Below are 14,773 nucleotides of genomic sequence, written 5' to 3'. Positions count from 1 at the left end.
AGGCCGACGTCACGCCTCCCCCAGCCGCCACGTCGTGCCCTCCGGACCGTCCTCGACGACGACGCCGCGCTCCTCGAGCCTGGCGCGCAGCGCGTCGGCTTCGGCGAAATTCTTGGCCGCCCGTGCCCGCGCGCGCTCCTCGATCAGCCGGTCGATGTCCTTGCGCGCCTCGGCGTCGACGGCGTCGAGCCCGAACCAGGCGTCCGGATCGTCCTGCATGAGACCCAGCAATTCGCCGGCGGCGAGCAGCTCGCCCTTCGCCCGCGCGCGGTCGGCCTCCGTCTCGGCCTTGTTGGCGCGGCCGGCGATCTCAAACAGCGCGGCGAGCGCGCGGGGCGTGTTGAGATCGTCCAGGAGCGCGGTCATGACCGCGTCGGGCGGGGCGGCGTGGGCGGCCTCGACGCCCTTCAGTCGCCGGAGCACGCCGTAGAGCCGGTCGAGCGACTTGCGCGACCGCTCCATCAGCGCGTCGTTCCAGTCCAGCGGCGCGCGGTAATGGCCCGTCAGCAGCCCGTAGCGGATGGTCTCGCCCCTCACGCCCTGCGCCATCAGCTCGTGCGGCTTGACGATGTTGCCGAGCGACTTCGACATCTTCTCGGAGTCCATCGACAGGAAGCCGTTGTGCAGCCAGTAGCGCGCCAGCGGCGCGCCGTGATGGGCGCAGACCGACTGGGCGATCTCGTTTTCGTGGTGCGGGAAGATCAGGTCCTGGCCGCCGGCGTGGATGTCGATCGTCTCGCCGAGATTGGCCTCGATCATCGCCGAGCACTCCAGGTGCCAGCCGGGCCGGCCCGGGCCGAAGGGACTCTCCCAGACCGGCTCGCCGGGCTTGGACGGCTTCCACAGCACGAAGTCGGCCGCGTCCTTCTTGTAGGGCGCGACCTCGACGCGGGCGCCGGCGATCATGTCGTCGAGCGAACGCCGCGACAGCGCGCCGTACTTTTCGTACGCCTTCACCGAGAACAGCACGTGGCCCTCGGCGACATAGGCGAAGCCGTCGTCGACCAGCCCCTCGATCATCTTGATCATCTCGGCCATGTGGCCGGTCGCGGTCGGCTCCAGGCTCGGCGGCAGGTTGCCGAGATCGGCGTTGTCCTCGTGATAGATTCGCGTGAAACGCTCGGTGATGACCGAGATGTCGACGCCCTCCTCGGCGGCGGCGGCGTTAATATTGTCGTCGACATCGGTGATGTTGCGCGCATAGACGACGCGCTCGGCGCCGTAGAGATGACGCAGCACGCGGAACAGCACGTCGAACGTCACCGCCGGGCGGAAATTGCCGATATGGGCGGCCGAATAGACCGTCGGCCCGCAGACATACATCGTCACGCGCTCGGGGTCGGCGGGCGTGAAGACGCGCTTCTCGCGCGCGGCGGTGTCGTAGAGGCGCAGCGATGTCATGTCGGTCCTGTCGGCGCATTGGCGAGACCCCGGCATTGGCGCCGGGGCGGGAAAAGGTCTACAAACCCGTCCGCGCGGAAGCAAAGTCGTTTCATGCAGTGGAATTTCCGCGGAGGCGACTTATCTAGGGTCCGGACACTGTGAACTGTCCGGTCGCAAAACAAGACCCGGCGCGGTGTGGCGGCCGAAACCGTTGCGAAGCGCTGGATCCGGAAACCGGAACTTGACGCCGGCGTCTAATGACCCGGCCGAACCCGACAACGAAAGGATCCGCGTTCCCATGGACGCCATCACCGACAAGACCATGCTCGAAACCGCAGAAGAAGTTCCCGCCCGCCCGTCCCGCGAGGAGGCCGAGGAGGCCGTGCGCACGCTCATCCGCTGGGCGGGCGACGATCCGCGCCGCGAGGGCCTGCTCGACACGCCCGGCCGCGTGGTGAAGGCCTACCAGGAATGGTTCGCCGGCTACGAAAAGGACGCCGCCGACGAGCTCGGCCGCGTGTTCGAGGATGTCCAGGGCTATGACGACATGGTCATGCTCACCGACATCGACGTGGAATCGCACTGCGAGCACCACATGGCGCCGATCATCGGCACGGCCTGCGTGGCCTATCTGCCCGATCGCGCCGTGGTGGGCATCTCCAAGATCGCCAAGGTCGTCGAGATCTTCTCCAAGCGGCTGCAGACGCAGGAGACGATGACCGCCCAGATCGCCGACGCCATCGAGGAGGCGATGAAGCCCCGCGGCGTGGCCGTCTTCGTCGACGCCAAGCACCAGTGCATGACCACGCGCGGGGTGCATCACCCCAACGTGTCGACGATCACCACGACCTTCACCGGCGAGTTCAAGGCCAATCCGGAGCTGCGCGAGCGCTTCATGCGCCTGACCGAAAAATCGCGGCGCTAGGGCGAAGGCGAACGCCTGAATCAAAAAGCCCTCCGGCGATCGCCGGAGGGCTTTTTCGTGCGCGGAAGCGGCCGTCTGCCCGCTCAGTCCTCTTCGCCGCCCTCGGCGCCCTTGCCGAACAGCTCGTCGAGCGTCGTCGGCGCCGCGCTCGACTCGGTCTCCTCGGCGGGCTTGAGCGTGTCCTCGGCCTGCTCGACCTTGCCTTCCTCCTCCATCTTCTTGCGGCGCGAGGAGGCCTTCTTCACCGCATCGTCGAGCTCGATCTGGGTGGTGAGCCCCAGCGAGACGGGATCGGTCGGCTTGATGTTGGCCGAGTTCCAGTGGGTGCGCTCGCGCACCGCCTGGATCGTCGTCTTGGTCGTGCCGATCAGCTTGGAGATCTGAGCATCGGTCAGCTCGGGATGATTGCGCACAAGCCAGGCGATCGCGTCGGGGCGATGCTGCCGACGCGACAGCGGGGTGTAGCGCGGTCCCTTGCGCTTGGCCGGTTCGTGGAGGTCGGCGAATTTCGCCTTCGACGGCGTCATCCGGTAATCGGGATCGGCCTCGGCCTTGGCGATTTCCTCGCGGCTGAGCTGGCCGGCGGCGACCGGATCGGCGCCGCGCACGCCCGCGGCCACATCGCCGTCGGCGATGCCCTTCACCTCGAGATGGTGGAGATTACAGAAATCGGCGATCTGCTCGAAGCTGAGCGCGGTGTTGTCGACCAGCCAGACGGCGGTCGCCTTCGGCATGAGGATGTCGGCCATGATCGGTGGTGCTCCGTAGCAGCAAAAAGAAAACCCGGCGCGGTCGCCGGGCTTTCGGACGGTCCGACCCCGAGCGATCGAGCCGCATGCGGGGATTTGCGCCCTATATAGCGCGTGCGGTCCCGCGATGGAACACCCGGTAAGCGAAACGGCTCAGGGTTTCAGCAGGATCTTGCCGGCGTGCTCCATCGCGTCGAGGCGCGCGTGGGCGGCGGCGACGTCGTCGAGATCGAACACCGAGTCGATCAGCGGCCGGACCTTTCCCGCCGCGATCCACGGCCAGACGGTCTCGCGCACGGCCGCGGCGATCGCGGCCTTCTCCGCGTCCGGCCGCGAACGCAGGGTCGAACCGGTGATGGTCAGGCGCTTGAGCATCAGCCGCATCAGGTCGATCTCGACGCGTGAGCCCTTGAGGAAGGCGATCATCACCAGCCGGCCGTCCGTGTTGAGGATCGAGAGGTTCTTCTCGACATAATCGCCGCCGACCATGTCGAGGATCACGTCCGCCCCGCCGGACTCCTTCACGGCGGCGGCCCAGTCCGCCTCCCGGTAGTTCAGCGCCTTGTCCGCGCCGAGATTGCGGCAGGCCGCGCACTTTTCCTCCGTGCCGGCCGTCACCGTGACGTGCGCGCCATGAGCCTTGGCCATCTGGATCGCGGTCGTGCCGATCCCGCTGGCCCCGCCATGGACGAGCAGGCGCTCGCCCGGCTTGAGTCCGGCCCGGTCGAAGACGTTCGTCCACACCGTGAAGACGGTCTCGGGCAGGCCCGCGGCGTCCTCCAGCGGGACGCCGTCGGGGGCGGGCAGCACCGAACCCGCCGGGGCGCGGGCGATGTCGGCGTAGCCGCCGCCGGCGAGCAGGGCGACGACCGGATCGCCCGCGGCGAAGCCTTCGACGCCTTCGCCGGTCTCGAACACGGTTCCCGACACCTCGAGCCCCAGCCCCTCCGGCGCGCCGGGCGGCGGGGGATAGAACCCCATCCGCTCGAAGGCGTCGGGCCGGTTCACGCCGGCGGCCGCGACCCGGATCAGCACCTCGCCCGGCGCGGGCGGCGCGAGATCGCGGCGCGAGATCGCCAGCGCTTCCGGCCCGCCCGGCTCCGGGGCGGTCACGATGCGCGTCGTACGGCCGTCTGAAAGATCGGGATTCATGACTCGGGACTCCGGCGACTCGGTTCGTTAGGATGCCCGGCCTGTGCAGCGGACATGGAGGCTCGGCCCATGTTTCACGATGATCCGCCGCGGGAGAAGCCCGGCGCCGTCACGCCCGGCGAGGATCTCGGCGCCATGTCGGTGGAGGACCTGCGCGAACGCGAGGCCCTGCTGCAGGCCGAGCTCGAGCGAACCGCCGCGATGATCAAGCACAAGGAGGCCGGCCGGGCGGCGGCCGACGCCGTGTTCAAGCACTGAATTAACCATGCATGACAGGGGCTTGGCCCCTTGCTTGCTTGAGGGGACCAGAGCGGGACGGACCCTGTCCGCCCCTGACGACAGCGCGAGGGACGCGACAATGACACCAGTGCAGCCCGGCTCGACGGAACTCGCCGGCATGACCGCCCGCGTGGCGGAATTCGCCGGTTCGGAGATGTTCCGGCGCTTGTTCCGCGAGGGCATGGACCTCGTCGAGGAGACGGCGGCCTATCTCGACGGGCCCGGCCGCGAGGACGCCAAGCGTCTCGGCCGCGCGGGCGCGCTGTCCTACGCCGCGGAGTCGATGACGCTGACCACCCAGCTCATGCAGTCGGCCTCGTGGCTGCTCACCCAGCGCGCCGTGGCCGAAGGCGACATGACGCCCGAAGAGGCCGCCGAGGAGCGCTATCGTCTCAATCCGGGCGCGCGCAAGGACGCGCACTGGCCCGCCGACGACGAGCCCTGCCCGGCGCGCCTGGCCGATCTCGCCACGCGTTCCGAAGCGCTCTACCGCCGCCTTGCGCGGCTCGACGCCGAGCTCTTCGACGGAACCGCCGAGCCGGCCGACCCGGAGGCCAATCCGGTCGCCCGCCAGCTTTCCGCGCTCGAAAGCGCGTTCGGCGCGCAGGGCTGAGCGCTTGGCGCGGAGCGCGCGGGGGATTATCTCCGCGCCATGTCTCGCTGCGAACTCTATCTCCTCACTCCGCCGCGCATCGACGCGGCGTTTCCCGACCTTCTGCGCCGCACGCTCGACGCCGGACGCGTCGCCGCGCTTCAGATCCGGCTGAAGGACCATTCCGAAGCCGAGATCGCCAGCCTGGCGCCCGAGCTGATCGCGAGCGCCCGCGAGCGCGGAGTCGCGGCCATTCTCAACGACCGGCCCGATCTCGCCGCGAAGCTCGACGCCGACGGGGTGCATGTCGGACAGGAGGATGCGAGCATCGCCGAGGCCCGCGCTGCGGTGGGCCGCGACCGGATCGTGGGGGCGACCTGCCATGACAGCCGCCATCTTGCTATGCTGGCCGGCGAGGCGGGGGCGGACTATGTCGCATTCGGATCGTTCTTTCCGACCGCCACGAAAACGCCCAAGACCTCGGCGCCTATAGAGATTCTGGAATGGTGGAGCGAGCTTTTCGAAATCCCATGCGTGGCGATCGGCGGCATCACGACGGAGAACGCCGCGACGGTGATCCAAGCCGGCGCGGACTATATCGCCGTCTCGGGCGGGGTGTGGTCGCATCCCGACGGACCGGAAGCGGCGGTGCGGGCCTTCTCGCAGCTTTTGTCCTGAGCCTCGCCCCGGCTTCGGCGCAGACCGCGCCCGAGCTGCCGCCCTCGCTCGCCGAGGAGATCGAGCGCGATCACACGGCCGACGCCGTGGAAGGCCGCTCGCTCACCGACACCGCCATGGCGCGGGCTTCGGCCGCCTACACCGCCGGCGACTACGACTCCGCCCTGCTTCATGCCCAGCGCGCCTCGGCGGGCGGCGAAGCGCGCGGCGCGACGCTGGCGGGCCATATCCGCCTGCACGGCCTGGCCGGCGAGCCCGACGACGAAGCCGCCGTGCGCTGGCTGCAGCGCGCCGCCGACATGGGCGAGCCCGACGCGCTCGTCATCCTCGCGCGCCTGGCCGAAGCCGGCCGCGGCGGGCTGTCGAGCTGGCAGGCGCGCGAGTTCCTGAGCCAGGCCGCCGAGCTCGGCGACCCGCGCGGCGCGCTGGAATACGCCCTCTACATCAAGGAGCGCGGCGATCCCGGCGCGGCCTCGGTCGCGCTCGACTGGTTCCGGCTCGCCGCCGAGTCCGGGCTCAGCGACGCCTATCGCGAGTACGCGATCGCGCTCGACCAGTGGCCCCACGGCCCGCGCGACCCCGCCCGCGCCCGCCCCTGGTACGAGCGCGCCGGCCGCGCCGGCGACGCCGCCTCGGCGATGGAGGCCGGGCTGATGTACCGCGCCGGCGACGGCGGACCCGCCGACCCCGCCCGCGGCGCCGAGCTGATCCAGATCGCCGCCGAGCTGGGCCTGCCCGAAGCCATGGGCCGCCACGCCTTCCTGCTGTTCCAGGGCGTCGGCGACGCGCCGCCGGAGCCTGAGCGCGCGGCGAGCTGGGCGCGGCGCGGCGCCGAAGCCGGCGATCCCGAGGCGCAGTTCATCCTCGCCTACGCGCTGGCCACCGGCGACGGCGTGACCCGCGATCTGGAGCGCGCCTATTTCTGGGTGCGCCGCGCGGGCTTCACCCGCGAGGAGGCCGTCGTCGACAATCCCGACCGCCAGCGGCTGCAGGCCGCCCTCGAACGGGCCCTGCCCGAGACGGCGGTCGCGCGCATCGAATCCGAGGCGATGGCCGCGGCCGGCAGCTTCTAGGCCGTCTTCTCCCCGGGGCGCCCCGGCGGGCCTATTCTCGCAGGCCGTGCGAGGAACGGGGCCGGCGATGAGCGCTTTCGAACACGCCCTCGATCACGTGCTCGAATGGGAGGGCGGCTTCGTCGACCATCCCGACGACCCCGGCGGCGCGACGAACATGGGGATCACCCTCCGGACCCTCGCGGACTGGCGCGGCGGCGATGCGAGCGTGTCCGACGTCAGGGCCCTCACGCGCGACGAGGCCGCCGCCATCTATCGCGCCCGCTACTGGGATGCGGCGCATTGCGGCGCGATGCCCGCTCCGATCGGCTTCCTCACCTTCGACGGCGCGGTCAATCACGGCGTCGGCCGGGCGGTGAAGCTGCTGCAGCGCGCCGTCGGGGTGCCCGATGACGGGCTTGTCGGCCCCGTGACGCTCGGAGCGGCCAACGCGGCCGACCCGGGCCGGATCGTCGAGGAGACCGCGGCGCGCCGCATGGCGTTCTACGCCGGACTCTCCAGCTTCGACACGTTCGGCCTCGGCTGGTCGCGCCGGCTGATGAGCGCGCTGGCGCGGGCCGTTCGACTGGCGGCGTGACGCCGCGCGGCCTGCTTGCCGGTCCGCCCGCCCGCTGTTAAACGAGCGCCCGACCCCGGGCTGCGCCGCCAGCGCGCCCGCGCCGCCGCAGACGGCGACCGCATCCAGGACCCATCGCGATGAAGATCAACGGCAACGAAATCAAACCCGGCAACGTGCTCAAGCACCAGGACTCGCTGTGGGTCGCGGTGAAGACCGAGCACGTCAAACCCGGCAAGGGCGGCGCCTTCGCCCAGGTCGAGCTGAAGAACCTCATTGACGGGCGCAAGCTCAACGAGCGCTTCCGCGCCGCCGACAAGGTCGAGCGCGTGCGCCTGGAGCAGAAGGATCACCAGTTCCTGTTCGCCGAGGGCGACATGCTCCACTTCATGGACACCGAGACCTACGAGCAGATCGCGCTTCCCATCGAGTTCGTGGGCGAAGAGCGCGCCGCCTATCTCACCGACGGCATGATGGTCACGGTGGAGTTCCACGAGGACAAGCCGATCGGCTTCGAACTGCCCCAGCATGTCGAGCTCGAGGTCACCGACACCGAGCCGGTGATCAAGGGCCAGACCGCGGCGAACTCCTTCAAGCCCGCCATGCTCCAGGGCGGGATCCGCACCCAGGTTCCGCCCTTCGTGGGCGTCGGCGAACGTATCGTCGTGGCGACCGAGGACGGCGGCTACGTGCGCCGCGCGGACTAGTCTTGGCCGCTCCCTCCGCCCTCATGCGCGTAATGACCGACGCGGCCCGCAAGGCGGGCCGCAAGCTGGCGCGCGACTTCAACGAGGTCGAGCACCTCCAGGTCTCGAAGAAAGGCCCGGCGGATTTCGTATCCGCGGCCGACCACCGCGCCGAGGAGATCGTGTTCGAGGCGCTCTCCCACGCCCGGCCGGGCTACGGCTTCCTGATGGAGGAGCGCGGCGAGGTCGAGGGCACGGACAAGACGCATCGCTGGATCGTCGACCCGCTCGACGGCACGCTCAACTTCCTCCACGCCCAGCCGCATTTCGCCGTCTCCATCGCGCTCGAGCGCGAGGGCGAGCTGATCGCCGGCGTCGTCTACAACCCGGCGACCGACGAGCTGTTCCACGCCGAGAAGGGCCGCGGCGCGTGGGCCAATGACCGCCGCCTGCGCGTTTCCGCGCGCAAGCGGCTGGAGGAATGCGTGATCGCGACCGGCACGCCCTTCTTCGGCAAGTCCGGCCACGCCCGCTTCCTCAAGGAGCTCCACCAGGTCATGCCCAACGTGGCGGGCATCCGGCGCTACGGCGCGGCCTCTCTGGACCTGGCCTGGCTGGCGGCGGGCCGCTTCGACGGCTTCTGGGAGCGCGATCTCAAGGCCTGGGACATCGCCGCGGGCATGGTCATCGTGCGCGAGGCCGGCGGCTTCGCCGGCGCGATCGCGGAGACCGGCGACGTGCTGGAGACCGGCGACATCGTCGCGGGCAACGAGCACACGATCGGCCTGCTGCGCGAACGCCTGGGAGCGGCGGCGTAGACGGCGCTGCGACGACCGGCCCGCCGCCTTAATTGCGGCAAGAAACTTGCCTCACTTGGCGGATAGGGTGATCCATGAACGCGGATCCCGCTGGTTGAGGACTGTTCGTCGATGGCGACTCGCAAACCGCCCATGCCCGGCTCCCGCCGGGTCACGTTCACCGGACCGGGCCAGTACGTCTTGTGGATGGCGGTCTTCCTGGCCGCCGTCATCGGGCTGGCCGCGCTGCTGCACCAGCCGCTGATCGACGCCTTCGAGGCCAATCCCGCGATCAACGGGGTGATCGTGGGCGTGCTGATCATCGGCATCCTCTACACCTTCCAGCAGGCGCTCGCGATCGGGCCCAGCGCGCGCTGGCTGATGCGCCTGCGCGAGAGCGAGCATCCCGAGGACCTGCCCGCCCCGCCGGCGCTGATCGCGCCAATGGCCGCGCTGATGAGCGACGCCGCCGACGGGCGCGCCCAGCTGTCGGCCTCCTCGACGCGTGTGGTTCTGGATTCCGTCGCCGCGCGCATGGCCGAGAGCGGCGCCTTCACGCGCTATTTCGGCCGGCTCCTGATCTTTCTCGGCCTGCTGGGCACGTTCTACGGCCTGCTGCTCGTGGTCTCCGACGTCGGCGACGCGGTGCGCGCGGTCTCGGCGACGTCGAGCGGCGGCGAAGCCGACGCCGCCGCGCTGATGAGCGCGATCGAGGATCCCATCCAGGGCATGGGCACGGCCTTCGCCTCCTCGCTGTTCGGCCTGGCGGGCTCGCTGGTGATCGGCTTTCTCGAGCTGCAGGCGAGCCGCGCGCAGAACCGCTTCTACAACGAGATCGAGGAATGGCTGTCCTCGATCTCGCGGCTGGCCGCGGCCGGACCCGCGGGCGGCGGCGAGGAGACCTCGGCGGCCTATATCGGCGCGCTGCTCGAACAGACCGCCGACACGCTCGACCGGCTCTCCCACGTGCTCGAACGCCACAACAAGCAGCTCGAGACGACGCTGGCGCGCTTCGCCGACGACGCCGCCGAAAGCCAGCGCGAGGCCGCGCGCATGCTGCGCGACGAGATCAAGGTGCTGATCCGCTCGCTCGAGGCCCAGGCGCGCATGGGCCGCGGCCGCGGCGGGGACGGAGAGTGACGCCGCGATGAGCCTGCCGCGCCACATCCACATGCGCGAGGGCGACTCCGGCGATTACTGGCCGGGCTTCGTCGACGCGCTGGCGACGCTGCTGCTGGTGATCATCTTCCTGCTGGCGGTGTTCACCGCCGGCCAGTTCGCGCTGTCCCAGGCGCTGTCGGGCCGCGACGAGCAGCTGGCGAACCTGAACGCCCGGCTCGCCTCGCTCGCCGAGGAACTCAATCTCGCCGAGAGCGAGAACGAGCGGCTGAGCCTGCGGGTGCGGGAGCTGACCGAGGAGAACGAGTCGCTCACCGACGCCAACGCCGCGATGACCGCGCAGATCGACGAGCTGGAGACGCGGCTCGCCGCGGCGAGCGAGAGCCTCGCCGAGGAGGAAGAGCTGAACGAAGAGGCCCAGGCGACGATCACGCGGCTCAACAACCAGATGGCCGCGCTGCGCGAGGAGCTCGCCCGGTTGAACGAGGCGCTCCAGGCCGCCGAGGAGCGCGAGGCCGAGCTTGAATCCGAGATCGTCAATCTGGGCGAACGGCTGAACGCGGCGCTCGCCAGCGAGGTCGCCCGGCTGGCGCGTTTCCGCTCGGAGTTCTTCGGCCGGCTGATCGACATTCTGGGCGACCGCTCGGGCGTCCGGGTCGTCGGCGACCGCTTCGTGTTCGAGACCGACGTGCTGTTCGCCTCGGCGTCGGCGACGCTGTCGCAGGAGGGCCGCCAGTCGCTGGTGCCGATCGCCAACGCCATCATCCAGCTCGAGGACGAGATCCCGACCGACATCGAGTGGGTGGTCCGCGTCGACGGCCACACCGACCCGGTCCCGCTCGGGCCGAACGCGCCGTTCGACTCGAACTGGGAGCTGTCGACCGAGCGCGCCCTGTCGGTGATCAACTGGTTCGAGGAGCTCGGCGTGCCGAGCCAGCGCCTGATGGCGGCGGGCTTCGGCGAGCATCACCCCATCGCCGAGGGGCGCAGCGCGTCGGCCAACGCGCAGAACCGCCGCATCGAGCTCAAGCTCACCTCGCGCTGAGGGCTACGCGACGGGTTTTCCACAGGATTCGCGAACCGCGCGATCGGCTAAGTCATTGAGCCTTCACGCCGGCGCCCGCGATGTCTTGCGCGGCGCAAAACCGGGGTGTATACACCGCGGCTCGATTTGCACAGGATGCGTTTCGCGGGCGGTCCCCAAGGGCCGCCCGCGGCTTACAAGGAAGGCTCGGAGCCGCGTCATGAAAAAGGACATTCATCCCGACTATCACACGGTCGAGGTCGTGATGACGGACGGCACGAAGTTCAAGACGCGCTCCACCTATGGTCAGGAGGGCGCGACGATCACGCTCGACATCGACCCGCGCACGCATCCGGCCTGGACGGGCGGGACGCAGCACCTGGTCGACCGCGGCGGACGCGTCTCGCGCTTCAAGGACAAGTTCAAAGGCTTCGGCGTCTAAGCGCCCCTCCCCCCCTCATCACGGGGCGTCAGAGCCATACTACGCTCGGCCGAGGCCTTTTAAGGAACGCCCGCAGTCCCCCTCAGCTGCGGGCGTTTTCCTTTTCCGGCGCATGAAACGACGAAACCCCGGAGCGCCGCTCCGGGGTTTCGTCTTTCTCGGGCTCGCCGCTCACGTCCCTGATATGCGGTGCCAACCCTCGGCAGGCAGGGATTGCACCGACCACCTTCCCACGCCGAACCGTTCCCCGGGGAAATCACTCGGAACCGCGCAGGGCGGTGCGTACAGGAATCCCGCCGCTCCGTCAGGAACGCCAAAGAAGGTGGGGAAAAAAACCATCACGCCGCATTCGGTCGGCATTGCAAAAATGCTTTCGCCTGAGACAAGCCAGCGGTCGCCGGCGGTCAATCGACGTCTGCCGAGCAATACCTCCCCGGGACCACCGTCAAGCGCGATATCGCGGACAACATCCTCCATGCCGGCGCGTTTCAGCGCGAAATCCGTGCGCATGCTCAGCGTGCTGAACGGAATGAGGAAGAGGGACGCTATCGCCGCGCTCAGCGTCAGCAGGGGCGCGACCCCGCGAATGGTTCGTTCGCGCAAAGCGACGTAGCCGGCCAAACATAGTGCGGCGGCGACGGCGACAGCGGCTGGTACGGCAAGGTAGACGAACAGAAAAATCAAGAAGCCGGCCGAGCCAGCGATCCAGTACCAAGCGAACGCCAACGCTGGTAGAGTGATCGCGATCGCCAAGATCACCCACCGGATTCGGATGCCGACCGTCATCATTGAAACGCGCTTCCGCACATCTCGTCGAGATGAGCAATCGTGAAGCGACCGAGCGTCGATAGCAAGCGGAGGGGCCTACTCTACTCTTGCCGAGAGGCGCGAGGTGATCCTCGAAGTTTACGGCCCCGCCTACTTCTCCAGGCTTTCCTTCCACTCGCCCAGCGTGGCCAGGCCGTTCATCTCGGCGCGGTGGTTGAACGCGGCCTGGGCGGCTTCGACGTTCGCCTTCTTCCCGCCCCAGGCCTTGAGCGGGGCGGCCTGCAGGGCGCGGCCGTAGGAGAAGGTGAGCAGCCAGGGCAGGTCGTGGTCGGCGGTCATGGCGTTGAGATGCGCCGTGGCGTCGATGTCCGACTGGCCGCCCGACAGGAAGGCGATGCTCGGCACGGCGGCGGGCACGGCGTTGAGCAGGCACTGGATGGTCATGTCGGCGACGTCCTCGACGCCGGCCTGCTCGGGGCAGTCCTTGCCGGAGACGACCATGTTCGGCTTGAGCACCGTGCCCTCGAGCACGACGCCGTGGTCGAACAGCTCCTGGTAGAGCCGCTTGAGCACGAACTCGGTGACCTCGTAGCAGCGCTCGATGTCGTGATCGCCGTCCATCAGGACCTCGGGCTCGACGATCGGGACGATGTTGGCCTCCTGGCAGAGCATCGCGTAGCGCGCCAGCGCATGGACATTGACGTCGACGCAGTACTGCGACGGCATCTCGTCGGCGTCGACGCCGATCACGGCGCGCCATTTCGCAAACCGCGCGCCGAGCTCGTAATACTCGGCGAGCCGGTCGCGCAGTCCGTCGAGGCCCTCGGTGACCTTCTCCTCGGGCGAGCCGGCGAGCGGCTTGGCGCCGGTATCGACCTTGATGCCCGGAATGGCCCCGGCGTTGGCGATGATCTCGGGAAGCGGCGTTCCGTCCTCGGCCTTCTGGCGGATCGTCTCGTCATAGAGGATCACGCCGGAGATGCGCTGGTTCATCGCCGGCTCGGTGCGGAACAGCATCTCGCGCCAGTCGCGGCGGGCCTCCTCGGTGGATTCCAGGCCGATCGACTTGAAACGCTTGGCGATGGTGCCGGTGGATTCGTCGGCGGCGAGAATGCCCTTGCCCGGCGCGGCCATGCGCAGCGCGGTTTCGTTCAGCTGGTCGATGTCCATGGGGGCTCCCCCTCCCTTCCCGTCGGCGACGGCCGATGGATCGCGTCCCCGGCCGGCGCGGTCAAGTCCTCTCAGTCTTCGAGCGCGGCGACGCCCGGCAGCGTCTTGCCTTCCAGCCATTCGAGGAAGGCGCCGCCGGCCGTCGAGACGAAGGTGAAATCCTCCGCCGCGCCGGCGTGGTTGAGCGCGGCCACCGTGTCGCCGCCACCGGCGACCGCCGTCAGGCCGTGATCGCGCGCCCGCGCCGCGGCGAAGCGCGCCGCCTCCACGGTGGCGGTGTCGAAGGGCGGCGTCTCGAAGGCCCCGATCGGGCCGTTCCAGACCAGCGTGCGCGCCGCGGCGATCGCATCGGCGAGCAGGTCGACCGTCTCCGGGCCGCAGTCGAGCGCCATCTCGTCGGACCGGATGTCGTCGGCCTGCGCGACGCGCCGCTCGGCGTGGGCCTTGAACTCCTTGGTCACGACCAGATCGACGGGCAAGAGCAGCGCGCAGCCCGCCGCGCCGGCGGCGTCGATAATGTCGCGCGCGGTGTCCACGAGGTCCGGCTCGCAGCGACTCGCGCCCACGTCATGACCCTTGGCGGCGAGGAAGGTGTTGGCCATCGCCCCGCCGACGAAGAGCCGGTCGACCTTTTTGACCAGGTTCTTCAGCAGATCGATCTTGGTCGAGACCTTGGCCCCGCCGACGACGGCGAGCACCGGGCGGTTCGGCGCCTCCAGCGCCGCGGTGAGATGATCGATCTCGCGCTGCAGGGCGAAGCCCGCATAGCCTGTGAGAATGCGCGCGACGCCCTCGGTCGAGGCGTGGGCGCGGTGGGCCGCCGAGAAGGCGTCGTTCACGTAGAGGTCGGCCAGGCCGGCGAGCGCGGCGGCGAAGTCGGGATCGTTGGCCTCCTCGCTGGCGTGGAAACGGGTGTTCTCCAGCAGCAGCACCTCGCCCGCGGCGAGCTTCGCGACGGCGCGCTCGGCGGCTTCGCCGACGCAGTCCTCGGCGAAGGCCACGGGCGCGGCGAGGAGCTCCGAGAGCGGCGCGACGACGGGCTTCAGGCTCATCTCGGGGACGCGCACGCCCTTGGGCCGGTCGAAATGCGCGATCAGCACCACCTTGGCCGCCTTCGAGCGCAGATGATTGATCGTCGGCAGCGCGGCCTTGAGCCGCGTGTCGTCGGCGACCACGCCGTCGCGCATGGGCACGTTGAAATCGACGCGGACCAGGACGGTCTTGTCGGCGACGTCGGCGTCCTCGATGCGGCGGATCATGCGCTCTTCATCCTCTCGTTCCGGGCCGTCGCCTGACCCCGGTCTCCCTCCCCCCGCGGGGGAGGGTCGGGGTGGGGGGCGCCGGTCCGGCCCGCGACTTGGCCCCCCCCGGGGCCACCCC

General features: G+C 69.6%; 17 protein-coding genes. 11 read left to right on the top strand and 6 right to left on the bottom strand.

What is annotated here, in order from left to right; translation table 11 throughout:
* Positions 1-9: 9 nt before the first annotated feature.
* Positions 10-1,401, bottom strand: a complete 1,392-nt coding sequence (gene cysS / locus DDZ18_RS12965) for a cysteine--tRNA ligase (RefSeq protein WP_109253832.1) — start codon at positions 1,399-1,401, stop codon at positions 10-12.
* Between the two features lie 280 nt (positions 1,402-1,681).
* Here cysS and folE point away from each other — a divergent pair, with 280 nt between their 5' ends.
* Positions 1,682-2,308, top strand: coding sequence for a GTP cyclohydrolase I FolE (gene folE / locus DDZ18_RS12960; RefSeq protein WP_109253831.1), 627 nt, complete (start codon positions 1,682-1,684; stop codon positions 2,306-2,308).
* A gap of 83 nt (positions 2,309-2,391) precedes the next feature.
* Here folE and DDZ18_RS12955 read toward each other — a convergent pair whose 3' ends face one another.
* Together DDZ18_RS12955 and DDZ18_RS12950 are read right to left on the bottom strand one after the other, a co-directional pair.
* Complete coding sequence (locus DDZ18_RS12955; protein WP_109253830.1) at positions 2,392-3,057, bottom strand: DUF1013 domain-containing protein; 666 nt, start codon at positions 3,055-3,057, stop codon at positions 2,392-2,394.
* 153 nt (positions 3,058-3,210) lie between these two features.
* Complete coding sequence (locus DDZ18_RS12950) at positions 3,211-4,209, bottom strand: NAD(P)H-quinone oxidoreductase (protein WP_109253829.1); 999 nt, start codon at positions 4,207-4,209, stop codon at positions 3,211-3,213.
* Positions 4,210-4,278: 69 nt separating this feature from the next.
* Between DDZ18_RS12950 and DDZ18_RS12945 the strand changes: the two genes are divergently transcribed.
* From DDZ18_RS12945 to rpmE, 10 genes are all read left to right on the top strand, one after another.
* Positions 4,279-4,467 (top strand): DUF1192 domain-containing protein, encoded by a 189-nt coding sequence (locus DDZ18_RS12945; RefSeq protein ID WP_109253828.1) that lies wholly within the window; start codon positions 4,279-4,281, stop codon positions 4,465-4,467.
* 100 nt (positions 4,468-4,567) lie between these two features.
* A complete protein-coding gene (rcdA, locus tag DDZ18_RS12940; protein ID WP_109253827.1) occupies positions 4,568-5,101 on the top strand; it encodes a protease adaptor protein RcdA in 534 nt (177 codons plus the stop codon).
* A gap of 39 nt (positions 5,102-5,140) precedes the next feature.
* On the top strand, positions 5,141-5,758 hold the full coding sequence (thiE, locus tag DDZ18_RS12935) for a thiamine phosphate synthase (RefSeq protein WP_109253826.1): 618 nt from the start codon (positions 5,141-5,143) through the stop codon (positions 5,756-5,758).
* Entirely contained in the window at positions 5,698-6,831 is a 1,134-nt protein-coding gene (locus DDZ18_RS12930) for a tetratricopeptide repeat protein (RefSeq protein WP_109253825.1), read from the top strand. The genes thiE and DDZ18_RS12930 overlap by 61 nt, the downstream gene beginning before the upstream one ends.
* Before the next feature lie 67 nt (positions 6,832-6,898).
* Positions 6,899-7,408: a glycoside hydrolase family 108 protein gene (locus DDZ18_RS12925; RefSeq protein ID WP_109253824.1), complete on the top strand. Its 510-nt coding sequence runs from the start codon at positions 6,899-6,901 to the stop codon at positions 7,406-7,408.
* A gap of 119 nt (positions 7,409-7,527) precedes the next feature.
* The gene (gene efp, locus DDZ18_RS12920; protein WP_109253823.1) at positions 7,528-8,094 is read left to right on the top strand and encodes an elongation factor P; all 567 of its coding nucleotides are present in this window, start codon (positions 7,528-7,530) and stop codon (positions 8,092-8,094) included.
* A 23-nt stretch (positions 8,095-8,117) separates the two neighbouring features.
* Positions 8,118-8,891, top strand: a complete 774-nt coding sequence (locus DDZ18_RS12915) for an inositol monophosphatase family protein (RefSeq protein WP_109253952.1) — start codon at positions 8,118-8,120, stop codon at positions 8,889-8,891.
* A 111-nt stretch (positions 8,892-9,002) separates the two neighbouring features.
* Entirely contained in the window at positions 9,003-10,010 is a 1,008-nt protein-coding gene (locus DDZ18_RS12910) for a hypothetical protein (RefSeq protein ID WP_109253822.1), read from the top strand.
* Positions 10,011-10,017: 7 nt separating this feature from the next.
* Positions 10,018-11,034 (top strand): peptidoglycan -binding protein, encoded by a 1,017-nt coding sequence (locus tag DDZ18_RS12905; RefSeq protein ID WP_109253821.1) that lies wholly within the window; start codon positions 10,018-10,020, stop codon positions 11,032-11,034.
* 199 nt (positions 11,035-11,233) lie between these two features.
* Complete coding sequence (gene rpmE / locus DDZ18_RS12900; protein WP_109253820.1) at positions 11,234-11,455, top strand: 50S ribosomal protein L31; 222 nt, start codon at positions 11,234-11,236, stop codon at positions 11,453-11,455.
* A gap of 171 nt (positions 11,456-11,626) precedes the next feature.
* Here the strand turns inward: rpmE and DDZ18_RS12895 are convergent, their stop codons facing one another.
* From DDZ18_RS12895 to DDZ18_RS12885, 3 genes are all read right to left on the bottom strand, one after another.
* Complete coding sequence (locus DDZ18_RS12895) at positions 11,627-12,241, bottom strand: hypothetical protein (protein WP_158272161.1); 615 nt, start codon at positions 12,239-12,241, stop codon at positions 11,627-11,629.
* Between the two features lie 132 nt (positions 12,242-12,373).
* Complete coding sequence (locus tag DDZ18_RS12890) at positions 12,374-13,393, bottom strand: class I fructose-bisphosphate aldolase (protein WP_109253818.1); 1,020 nt, start codon at positions 13,391-13,393, stop codon at positions 12,374-12,376.
* A 71-nt stretch (positions 13,394-13,464) separates the two neighbouring features.
* The gene (locus DDZ18_RS12885; protein ID WP_109253817.1) at positions 13,465-14,652 is read right to left on the bottom strand and encodes a phosphoglycerate kinase; all 1,188 of its coding nucleotides are present in this window, start codon (positions 14,650-14,652) and stop codon (positions 13,465-13,467) included.
* Positions 14,653-14,773: the final 121 nt, after the last annotated feature.

The organism is Marinicauda salina, from assembly GCF_003122085.1.
GTDB classification, from domain to species: domain Bacteria; phylum Pseudomonadota; class Alphaproteobacteria; order Caulobacterales; family Maricaulaceae; genus Maricicauda_A; species Maricicauda_A salina.
This window is presented reverse-complemented; position numbering and strand designations above follow the sequence as displayed.

Coding starts and splice junctions, on each gene's coding strand:
- DDZ18_RS12925 (WP_109253824.1), top strand. CDS start 6,899: ATGAGCGCTTTCGAACACGCCCTCGATCACGTGCTCGAATGGGAGGGC.
- DDZ18_RS12945 (WP_109253828.1), top strand. CDS start 4,279: ATGTTTCACGATGATCCGCCGCGGGAGAAGCCCGGCGCCGTCACGCCC.
- efp (WP_109253823.1), top strand. CDS start 7,528: ATGAAGATCAACGGCAACGAAATCAAACCCGGCAACGTGCTCAAGCAC.
- DDZ18_RS12885 (WP_109253817.1), bottom strand. CDS start 14,652: ATGATCCGCCGCATCGAGGACGCCGACGTCGCCGACAAGACCGTCCTG.
- DDZ18_RS12890 (WP_109253818.1), bottom strand. CDS start 13,393: ATGGACATCGACCAGCTGAACGAAACCGCGCTGCGCATGGCCGCGCCG.
- thiE (WP_109253826.1), top strand. CDS start 5,141: ATGTCTCGCTGCGAACTCTATCTCCTCACTCCGCCGCGCATCGACGCG.
- rcdA (WP_109253827.1), top strand. CDS start 4,568: ATGACACCAGTGCAGCCCGGCTCGACGGAACTCGCCGGCATGACCGCC.
- DDZ18_RS12910 (WP_109253822.1), top strand. CDS start 9,003: ATGGCGACTCGCAAACCGCCCATGCCCGGCTCCCGCCGGGTCACGTTC.
- DDZ18_RS12915 (WP_109253952.1), top strand. CDS start 8,118: ATGCGCGTAATGACCGACGCGGCCCGCAAGGCGGGCCGCAAGCTGGCG.
- DDZ18_RS12895 (WP_158272161.1), bottom strand. CDS start 12,241: ATGACGGTCGGCATCCGAATCCGGTGGGTGATCTTGGCGATCGCGATC.
- folE (WP_109253831.1), top strand. CDS start 1,682: ATGGACGCCATCACCGACAAGACCATGCTCGAAACCGCAGAAGAAGTT.
- DDZ18_RS12950 (WP_109253829.1), bottom strand. CDS start 4,209: ATGAATCCCGATCTTTCAGACGGCCGTACGACGCGCATCGTGACCGCC.
- DDZ18_RS12955 (WP_109253830.1), bottom strand. CDS start 3,057: ATGGCCGACATCCTCATGCCGAAGGCGACCGCCGTCTGGCTGGTCGAC.
- rpmE (WP_109253820.1), top strand. CDS start 11,234: ATGAAAAAGGACATTCATCCCGACTATCACACGGTCGAGGTCGTGATG.
- DDZ18_RS12905 (WP_109253821.1), top strand. CDS start 10,018: ATGAGCCTGCCGCGCCACATCCACATGCGCGAGGGCGACTCCGGCGAT.
- cysS (WP_109253832.1), bottom strand. CDS start 1,401: ATGACATCGCTGCGCCTCTACGACACCGCCGCGCGCGAGAAGCGCGTC.